The sequence below is a fragment of the Aeromicrobium sp. genome (assembly GCF_050700635.1).
Classification (GTDB): Bacteria; Actinomycetota; Actinomycetes; order Propionibacteriales; family Nocardioidaceae; genus Aeromicrobium.
The window spans coordinates 1-8,643 of the sequence record NZ_JBOHDT010000201.1 but is presented as its reverse complement, the minus strand read 5'-3'; the positions used below and the strand labels follow the sequence as shown (position 1 = coordinate 8,643).

Annotated in this window: 9 protein-coding genes and 1 pseudogene; 5 read left to right on the top strand and 5 right to left on the bottom strand. The window is 70.1% G+C overall.

Annotation, left to right across the window (positions count from 1 at the left end; translation table 11 throughout):
• A pseudogene (locus ACRDPN_RS15940) lies at positions 1–635 on the top strand (hypothetical protein); the annotation flags it as partial.
• A gap of 31 nt (positions 636–666) precedes the next feature.
• Here the strand turns inward: ACRDPN_RS15940 and ACRDPN_RS15935 are convergent.
• Positions 667–1,470, bottom strand: coding sequence for a helix-turn-helix domain-containing protein (locus tag ACRDPN_RS15935; RefSeq protein ID WP_431449667.1), 804 nt, complete (start codon positions 1,468–1,470; stop codon positions 667–669).
• A gap of 39 nt (positions 1,471–1,509) precedes the next feature.
• On the opposite strand from ACRDPN_RS15935, the gene ACRDPN_RS15930 reads away from it, so the two are divergent.
• From ACRDPN_RS15930 to ACRDPN_RS15920, 3 genes are read left to right on the top strand one after another with little or no spacing between them, the layout of a single operon-like run.
• A complete protein-coding gene (locus ACRDPN_RS15930) occupies positions 1,510–2,400 on the top strand; it encodes a nitrite reductase (protein WP_431449666.1) in 891 nt (296 codons plus the stop codon).
• Positions 2,393–3,052 (top strand): precorrin-8X methylmutase, encoded by a 660-nt coding sequence (locus ACRDPN_RS15925; protein ID WP_431449665.1) that lies wholly within the window; start codon positions 2,393–2,395, stop codon positions 3,050–3,052. Before ACRDPN_RS15930 ends, ACRDPN_RS15925 begins: the two co-directional genes overlap by 8 nt.
• Positions 3,049–4,542 (top strand): precorrin-2 C(20)-methyltransferase, encoded by a 1,494-nt coding sequence (locus ACRDPN_RS15920; protein WP_431449664.1) that lies wholly within the window; start codon positions 3,049–3,051, stop codon positions 4,540–4,542. Before ACRDPN_RS15925 ends, ACRDPN_RS15920 begins: the two co-directional genes overlap by 4 nt.
• Positions 4,543–4,548: 6 nt before the next feature.
• Here ACRDPN_RS15920 and ACRDPN_RS15915 read toward each other — a convergent pair whose 3' ends face one another.
• Entirely contained in the window at positions 4,549–4,749 is a 201-nt protein-coding gene (locus ACRDPN_RS15915) for a hypothetical protein (protein WP_431449663.1), read from the bottom strand.
• A gap of 124 nt (positions 4,750–4,873) precedes the next feature.
• On the opposite strand from ACRDPN_RS15915, the gene ACRDPN_RS15910 reads away from it, so the two are divergent.
• Complete coding sequence (locus ACRDPN_RS15910; protein WP_431449662.1) at positions 4,874–5,710, top strand: SCO6745 family protein; 837 nt, start codon at positions 4,874–4,876, stop codon at positions 5,708–5,710.
• A gap of 170 nt (positions 5,711–5,880) precedes the next feature.
• Here the strand turns inward: ACRDPN_RS15910 and ACRDPN_RS15905 are convergent, their stop codons facing one another.
• From ACRDPN_RS15905 to cbiE, 3 genes are read right to left on the bottom strand one after another with little or no spacing between them, the layout of a single operon-like run.
• Positions 5,881–6,585: a hypothetical protein gene (locus tag ACRDPN_RS15905; protein ID WP_431449661.1), complete on the bottom strand. Its 705-nt coding sequence runs from the start codon at positions 6,583–6,585 to the stop codon at positions 5,881–5,883.
• 36 nt (positions 6,586–6,621) lie between these two features.
• A complete protein-coding gene (cobM, locus tag ACRDPN_RS15900; RefSeq protein ID WP_431449660.1) occupies positions 6,622–7,392 on the bottom strand; it encodes a precorrin-4 C(11)-methyltransferase in 771 nt (256 codons plus the stop codon).
• Positions 7,389–8,570 carry a precorrin-6y C5,15-methyltransferase (decarboxylating) subunit CbiE gene (gene cbiE / locus ACRDPN_RS15895; RefSeq protein WP_431449659.1) on the bottom strand — a complete coding sequence of 394 codons (1,182 nt, stop codon included), beginning with the start codon at positions 8,568–8,570 and terminating at the stop codon, positions 7,389–7,391. Before cbiE ends, cobM begins: the two co-directional genes overlap by 4 nt.
• Between the last annotated feature and the right edge of the window lie 73 nt (positions 8,571–8,643).

Here is an 8,643-nt window from a genome sequence, read left to right as displayed (position 1 = left end):
CCCACGGTCAGTGTCTGGCTGGGTACACAGTGGCGGAACCGCCCCGGAATCTCACCGGGTTCCTGCGCCCTGGGCTGTGCGCGCCACCCTACCCGCAGTCCTTTTCAAGGTCCGCCGGCCTGTGGATCCAGCCTGATCTGTCAGGCCTCGGATTGCTCTGTTCAGGGCTCGCCGTCGTCGCATCACCCGCCCAGGTCGACGGTCCGGGCTCCGGCACGCCGTGGGTCGTCTCGGTGGGTGACTCGTACATTTCCGCCGACGCCGGGCGGTGGGCCGGCTCGTCGAACAGCAGCAGCGCGGCCGCGGACGCACTCGGTTCAACCGCGTACTTCGACAACGCAGGTGGCACCGGCGAGACGATCGCGCGATGTCATCGCAGCAAGAGCGCCGAGATCTACATCGGCGGCGGTGTCAACGGCCACAACTTCGCGTGCTCCGGCGCCAAGACGGCCACGAACGCCGGCGGCACGTACTTCAAGCCCGGCATCGACTTCTACGACAACGGCGCCGGGAAACTGGGTCAGGCGAAGATGCTTCAGCAGTTCGCGGCCTCGCACAACGTGAAGATGGTGACGATCTCGATCGGCGGCAACGGCCTCACGGCGTCCGGCGAACCGAAGATGACGCTGCAGTAGTCAGCGAAGGTCCGCGCTCAGTGCCACGGTTCTACCCGGGTAGCCGGCGAAGGACAGCCAGGAACTCGGCGGTCTCGTTCTCACCCAGCGCACTGAACATCACCTGTGACCGCTCGTTCGTGTCTGCCTCGATCTCCGAACGCATGCGCTGACCGGCGTCAGTCAGTGCCGGCGAGTCGTCCGAGGCAAGTCCGCGAGCCACAAGCTGCGCCAGTGCCTCACCCGACACGACGTCCTCACCGTTCCAGAGCCCGGTCATCACTCCGATCTCCGACGCCGTGAGTCCGTGAGCGAGCCACGCCTCCGCGTGGTCGTGCTGACGGAGGTAGCGGAGCGTCACGAGACGGCTGTGCAGGCGGAGAAAAGGGTCCTCGGGTGCGGGAAGCGTGCGGTGCACGGCCGCCACGACGTGGTCGTCTGACGCCAGCGCGCCGAGCTCCTGGGCCGTGCGGGATGCCTGATAAACGTCGTCCTCGTGACCTCGCCACAGCGTCGCTGCGGCGTCCGCACGCGCATCCATCAAGGTCTCGATCAGCGGCCGCAGTTCCTCAGTGGCAGCCAACGCGAGACCATGACGTTCGACGAGCCCTTGCTGCTCAAGCTCGTGAAGACGACCGAGCACCACGTCTCGCGGGCGGTACCGTGCGCGAAGCGTTGCGATCTCGTCGGTGAGCACGCCGGCCACCATGAAGTCGCCGATCTGGGACAGCGAGATCCAGTCCACGACGCGGTCCCCGGCGGCCTCGTAAAGCCGCGTGTCGTCGACCGCCTGGTTGACCCCCAGCACCAGCCGATCGATCTCCGGTGCCACCTCCGCCGCTGGCCAGGAACCCACGCGTGAACCGTACCGCCACGCGGTGGGACGATGGGGCGCGTGAACGCATCCACCCCCCGCCACCACCACGCGGACCGCTGCCCGGGCGTGCTTCGCCCGTGGATCGCGGACGACGGCGCGCTCGTCCGGCTGCGGCTGGTCGGAGGGGCCATCTCGACGCAGGCGCTGGCCGATCTCGCGCTGATCTCGGGTGAGCATGCCGACGGTCACCTGTACCTCACGAAGCGGGCCAACCTCCAGCTGCGCGGCATCGAGCATGACGACGGATGCGTGTCGGACGAGTTCGTCGAAGCGGTCACGAAGGCGGGGCTGCTGCCCTCGCCCACCCACGAGCTGGTCCGCAACATCATGGTGTCGCCGCTGAGCGGACGGGTCGGCGGCCAGACCGATCTTCGGCCGGTGGCCACGCGCCTGGACGAGCAGCTGTGCGACGACCCGGGCCTCGCGAACCTGTCCGCGCGCTTCCTCTTCGTGCTCGACGACGGCCGCGGCGACCTCGTCGACCGCCACCTCGACCTCGGGGTGATGGCGGTCGACCCCGACGCCGCACAGGTCCGCGTCGGGTCCGAGCACTGGGGTGAGGTGGTCGAGCTCGACGCCGTGCCGGAGGTGCTGCTCGACCTCGCCCGGCGCTTCCTCGAAGTGCGCGACGACGAGTCGATCTGGCACGTCGACGACCTGCCCGACCGAGGTGCGGAGCTCCTGGGGATCAATTACGCCCGCGACCTCCGCACCCAGGTCGCGTCCCTGCCTGCGCCGCACGGCGTCATCGTGCAGGACGACGACCGCAGCGTCGAGCATGTCGACGTGCCTCAGGGCGACCTGACCCATCAGCTCGCCACCCAGGTCCTGGCCCGCGCCGCACGCGAGGTCATCGTCACCCCGTGGCGCAGCCTGCTCCTCCCTGATCTCGGGGACCCACGTGACTAGCCGCCCACCGCGCCGCTACGAGTACGAGGACGACGGCGCCGCCATCTACGTCGACTCGTTCGCGACCATCCGGCGCGAGAGCGACCTCGCAGGCGTCCCCGCCGACGCCGAGAAGGTGGCGGTGCGGATGATCCACGGCACCGGGCAGACGGACCTCGCTCGCGACCTCGTCATCCACCCAAGACTCGTCTCGGCGGCCCGCGGCGCGCTGGAGTCGGGGGCCCCGATCCTGGCCGACGCGCACATGGTCGCGTCCGGCGTCACCCGCGCTCGCCTGCCCAAGGACAACGACGTCGTGTGCCTGCTCCGCGACGAGCGCGTGCCAGATCTCGTCCGCGAGATGCGGACGACTCGCTCGGCCGCGGCTGTTTCCCTGTGGGGACCTCGACTGGAGGGTGCCGTCGTCGCGATCGGCAATGCACCCACCGCGCTGTTCCACCTGCTGGAGATGTTGATCGACGGGGCGCCACGGCCGGCGGCGATCGTCGGTGTGCCGGTCGGGTTCATCGGTGCGGACGAGTCGAAGGCCGCCCTTGCGGCGTTGGCGGACGATCACGGCATCGACGTCCCGTTCCTCACCGTCCGCGGACGTCGCGGTGGCTCGGCGATGGCGGCGTCGGCCATCAACGCCCTTGCCCAGGAGCGGGAATGACGGGGAGGCTCTACGGGGTGGGGCTGGGCCCGGGCGATCCCGAGCTCGTCACCATCAAGGCAACCCGTCTCATTGCGTCCGCGGACGTCGTGGCGTACCACCAGGGTGTCGGCAAGCAGTCCCACGCTCGTCGCATCGCCGCCGGCTTCATCCCGGCCGGGGCGATCGAAGAGGTGCTGCAGTACCCCGTCACCACCGGAACCACCGACCACCCGGGCGGCTATGCCGGTGCGATGGCCGAGTTCTACGAAGAGTGCGCGGAGCGACTCGGTGCGCACCTTGAGGCCGGTCGAACCGTCGTCGTGCTCGCCGAGGGTGACCCGATGTTCTACGGCTCCTACATGTACATGCACGACCGGCTGTCCGACCGGTTCGGGACCGAGGTCGTGCCCGGCGTGCCGGCGTTCGCAGCCGCGACCGCCGCCGTCGCCGAGCCGCTCGTGCGCCAGACCGACGTCCTGACGATCCTCCCCGGCACGCTTCCCGAGCCCGAGCTCGCCCGACGCCTCGCCGACACCGACGGCGCGATCATCATGAAGCTCGGACGCACCTTCCCGGCCGTCCGCTCCGCGCTCGAGCAGGCCGGCCGTCTCGACGGTGCCCTGTACGTCGAACGCGCGTCCATGCCGGAGGAGCGGTGGCTCCCGGTCGCCGACGTGGACCCGACGACCGTCCCATATTTCTCCCTCATCGTCGTCCCCAGCCTCGGTGGTCGAGTTCCCCGCGAGGAACGAGCGGGGAGTATCGAGACCACACCCACAGAACTGCTCGTCGTCGGCCTCGGGCCCGGGCCCGACCACTGGCTGACGCCCGAGGTGGAACAAGCGCTGGCCGGGGTCGAGCACGTCGTCGGCTACGGGCCGTACGTCGAGCGCGTACCGCAGAGGACGGGACTGCAGCGGCACGCCTCGGGCAACACCATGGAGGTGGACCGAGCGCGTCTCGCTCTCGATCTGGCCCGCAAGGGAGAGCGCGTCGCTGTCGTGTCCGGCGGTGACGCCGGGGTGTTCGGCATGGCGTCCGCAGTGTTCGAAACGGCCGAGGACCCGATGTACGACGAGGTCGAGATCCGGGTGCTCCCGGGACTCTCGGCCGTGCAGGCGGTGGCGGCCCGCGCCGGTGCCCCGATCGGCGGCGACTTCGCCGTGATGAGCCTCTCCGACCGGCTCAAGCCGTGGTCGCTGGTCGAGAAGCGCCTCCGCGCGGTGGCCGCAGCCGACCTCGTGCTCGCGATCTACAACCCGGCGTCACGATCGCGCACAACCCAGGTCGCCGACGCCCAGCAGGTGCTGCTGAAGCACCGCTCCCCCGACATCGTGGTCGTCGTCGGCCGCGACGTCGGCCGGGCCGAGGAGTCGCTGACGGTCACCACCCTGGGCGGTCTCGACCCCGCGTCGCTCGACATGAAGTGCCTGATCATCGTGGGCTCAAGCAACACTCGCGTCACCAGCTCCGGACGCGTCTGGACACCGCGGTCCACGGACGTCTGACGGTCGTTACTGACTTCGATCGATCTGGTGGATCTCCGCCTTCGGCTCCGGCAGGGACCCTTCGCCCAGGGCCTCGGCGAAGGCCGGATGGCTCATGTAAGCGTTCAGCTGCTCCTCGGACTCCCAGACGTCAGCCATGATCAGGCCCTCGTCGATCCGGGCGGCGACGTGGGAGACGAGTCCATCCGCGGGCACGTTCTTGGTCACCCGGTCCATCTGGCCCAGGCGTCGGTGGACGACCTGGAACGAGAATGGGCGACAGCGGTCGGCGACCGCCGCATGAAGATGCTCCGCTCGGCACTGGAGATCGTCACGACCTAGGGTGATTCGCATGACGGTGAAGCGTTCCTTCTGGCAGGCGATCGAGGTCATCCACGACGTCGTGTACTTCGCGCCTGATGCGAAACAGCGGTACGAGGCGATCGGGCTCAAGGGCTACTGGATGGGCTACGTTGCGTCCCGCTCGGCCGCACTGGGCACCCCGCCACCTGAAGTCGTCATCGCGTTGTTCCACGGGTTCGCCCCGCGCATGATCGAGCGGGCGCTGCCGGACGCGTGGTCGATGGCCGCCCGTGACGACATCCTCGCCACCCGTCTCGATCTCGCCCGCGACTCACTTGCCGCCGGCTTGGCGGACTCCGACGTCGACCGGCTGGCCAAGGAGCTGCAGGCGATCTGGACGTCGCTCGACTTCGCCGGCAAGGCCCTCGCAGCAGCCCACGCATCACTGCCCGAACCCGAAGACCCGCTCGGACGCCTGTGGCACGCGGCGACGATCCTGCGGGAGTACCGCGGCGACTGCCACGTCGCGATCCTGACCGCGGCCGGCATCGACGGGGCTGCCGCGAACGCACTCGCCGTCGCCGACGGGCGGGCTGTGCCGAACCAGCGTGAGCGTCGCGGCTGGACCGAGGACGAGTGGGCCGAGGCGTACGAGCGGCTGCATCACCGCGACTGGACCGACGAGCGCGCCACCATTACCAAGACCGGACGGGCCGCTCGTGCCCAGATCGAGGACGCCACCGACCGCGTCTCGGCCAGCAGCTTCGACAAGGAGGCGCAAGGCCGCACGATCACCTTGGAAACGGCTTTGGTGAGCGCCGCCCGCACGCTCGAGGCGTCCGGGACGGTGCAGTTCCCCAACCCGACCGGCACCCTCGCGCCATAGGGCGTGTCTCCCTGTTCCGGTTCGTGGGGCGCGTGGTGTCGCGCGCGGCTGGCAAGGCAGAGGAGGGAGGCGCACCGGTGTTGTGCGGCGACCGACGATAACGCCGCCAGGCGAGATGCGACGCCGCGCGAACCCGGATCGGAACGGGGAGACGCGCCCTAGGCTTCGCGTCAGTCTGCCGCAGGCCGGCCCTCGGCGCGACGGTCATCGCGGCTGCGTGCATCACCCATCGAGCCTGACACGAGCCGGCGCCCCAGCAGACCAAATCCGAACACGACGGGAAGCAGCACGTTGCCAAGCGAGGTGACCTCGGAGATCACGATGAGCCCAGGGATGGCCAGAGCGAGCAGCCACGCGGGCAGGCCCACGCCGCGCCGGATGAGCACGATCCCGAGGAACGTCGATCCGATCATGGTCAGCAGCAGGAATGGGACGAGGACAAGGAACACGGCATCGAGAAGGGCCTCGTTGCCTTCCCTCCATTGCGTCCAGTACTGGGCGAACGTGCCGGCCGTCACGCCGACGTACGAGGTCAACGCGACCCGCCATGCCCAGGTCTCGACGCGGTCGATGCCGGCATCGCGGCGGTGGCGTTGTACGACGAAGGCGCAGAGCGTCATCGCCAGTACGACCGGGAACCAGATCTTCCCGTAGGTCAGGTAGACCGTGTTCGCGGAACCCCAGTCGAGCAGCGGTCTCAGCAGGTCGTCGGCCGGCTCCGCCCAGGCGCGGACGATTACGGACTCCAGGTCGTTCCTGCCCTCATCGGTGCGGTACCGGGACAGTGCGTGTAGTTGGCCGGCCACCAGGGCGACCCAGGCCATGACCCAGGCGGCCAGGCCGATCCTGCGCTGAGACTCAGGACTGTCGAGCATCAGGTGCCTCCCTCGGATCGAGTGGTGGCTGTGTGCTCATTCTCGCGCAGGCTTGCCCTTCGGTCCACGGTCGCGCGTGGATGCATAGAGGTAGGACTCCGATCCACGGACGTCCGCCGCGAGGGCGCGGCCCACGAGGATCACCGCGGCCTGGCGTAGGCCGGCGGATTCGACCTGGTCGGCGATGTCGGCGAGGGTGCCGCGGAGCACGACCTCGGACGGCTGCGACGCGTTGGCGACCACGACCACCGGGCAGTCGGTGCCGTAATGATCGATGAGCTCGGCGGCGAGCTCGCGGGTGCGGGTGATCGCCAGGTGCAGCACGAGGGTGGCGCCGGTGCGGGCAAACTCGGCGAGCGCCTCGCTGTCGGGCATGGCGGTCGAGCGCGCCTGGGTGCGGGTGAGCACCACCGACTGGACGAGCTCGGGGACGGTCAGTTCTGCGCCGACGATCGCGGCGGCGGCGGCGTAGGCGGGCACGCCGGGGGTGACGTCCCACGGCACGCCGGCCTCGTCCAGCCGTCGCGTCTGCTCGTGGAGGGCGGAGTAGATCGACGGGTCGCCCGAGCACAGCCGCACGACGTCGAGCCCGTCGCGGTGGGCGTCGACCATGACAGCGGTGATCTGGTCGAGGTCGAGGCCCTGGGTGTCGACGAGACGTGCGTCGCTGCGGCAGTGGCCGAGCACGGCGTCGTCGAGATACGTGCCCGCGTACAGGCAGACGTCGGCGGCGCCCAGCAGCTTGACCGCGCGCAGCGTGAGCAGGTCGGCGGCACCGGGGCCGGCGCCGACGATGTGGATGGTCACGGCCTCGTGACCGACCACTGGGTGATCGCCCGGGAGGGCGTCCAGCCGGTGAACGAGCCGATCGGCGCGGCATGCTCGACGTGCAGCCGGGTCAGCTCGCCGCCCCGCACGGCAAAGCGCTCGACGATCAGGCGCTCGGTCTCCAGGGTCACGCCGTGGACGACGAGACGCCCGCCGGAGTGGAGGGCGCGCCAGCAGTCCTCGAGCAGGCCCGGTTCGGTCGCCCCGCCGCCGACGAAGATCGCGTCGGGCCGTTCGAGTCCGGTCAGTGCCTCCGGCGCGTGACCCTCGACGACGACGAGGCCAGGCACCCCGAGCGTCGACGCGTTCGACGCAATGCGCTTGGCCCGGTCCTCGCGCGCCTCGACGGCGATCGCCCGGCAGGTCGGATGGGCGCGCATCCACTCCACCGCGATCGACCCGGCGCCGGCGCCCACGTCCCAGAGCAGCTCGCCGGGGACGGGTGCGAGTCTGGCGAGCGCGGAGGCACGCAGATCGCGCTTGGTGATCTGGCCGTCGTGGTCGAAGGCGTCGTCGGGAAGACCGGACGTCCAGCCGAGAGCGGGCCCGCCGGCACACGTGATGGCGACCAGGTTGAGCGACGACGTCTCCCCTTCCGCCCAGGTGGCGGCGGAGGTTTCGGTGCGTGCCTCGTCGCGGGCTCCGAGGTCGGACAGCACGGTCATGGTGCTGTCGCCGTAGCCCGCCTCGACGAGCAGCCAGGCGATGTGGGTCGGAGTCGAGCCGTCGGCCGACAGGACGATGATCCGTTGCCCGGGGGCGAGGTATCGGGGAAGGACGCGATGGTCGCGAACGACCTCGACCGTCTCGGCCGCCCAGCCCATCCGCGCCCGCGCGATGGCGACCGAGGACAGGGATGGGCGGATCTCGACCGCTTCGGGCCCGAGCAGCTCGATCAGGGTCGAGCCGATGCCCGACACGAGTGGATCCCCCGATGCGAGGGCCACCACGCGGCGGCCGGAGAGCTCGTCGAGGAGAGCAGGGAGCCCCTCCCGCAGCGGCGTCGGCCAGGCTCGACGCTCGACGGTGAGGCCCTTCGGCAGCAGCGCCAGCTGCCGCTTCCCGCCCAGAACCACGTCAGCCGACGCGATGGCCGACAGATGCACCGGCCCGAACCACCCGTCGGCTCCGATGCCGACGACGACCACCTTCTCCATGAGGCCCGAGGCTACCGCTGCCCCAGGGCGTGTCTCTTCCCCACCCGGTTCGGAAAGGGAGCGGTGCGCCGCG

Excerpts from the sequence above, each read along its gene's own strand:
- ACRDPN_RS15905 (WP_431449661.1), bottom strand. The coding sequence starts at position 6,585 with ATGCTCGACAGTCCTGAGTCTCAGCGCAGGATCGGCCTGGCCGCCTGG.
- cbiE (WP_431449659.1), bottom strand. The coding sequence starts at position 8,570 with ATGGAGAAGGTGGTCGTCGTCGGCATCGGAGCCGACGGGTGGTTCGGG.
- ACRDPN_RS15920 (WP_431449664.1), top strand. The coding sequence starts at position 3,049 with ATGACGGGGAGGCTCTACGGGGTGGGGCTGGGCCCGGGCGATCCCGAG.
- ACRDPN_RS15910 (WP_431449662.1), top strand. The coding sequence starts at position 4,874 with ATGACGGTGAAGCGTTCCTTCTGGCAGGCGATCGAGGTCATCCACGAC.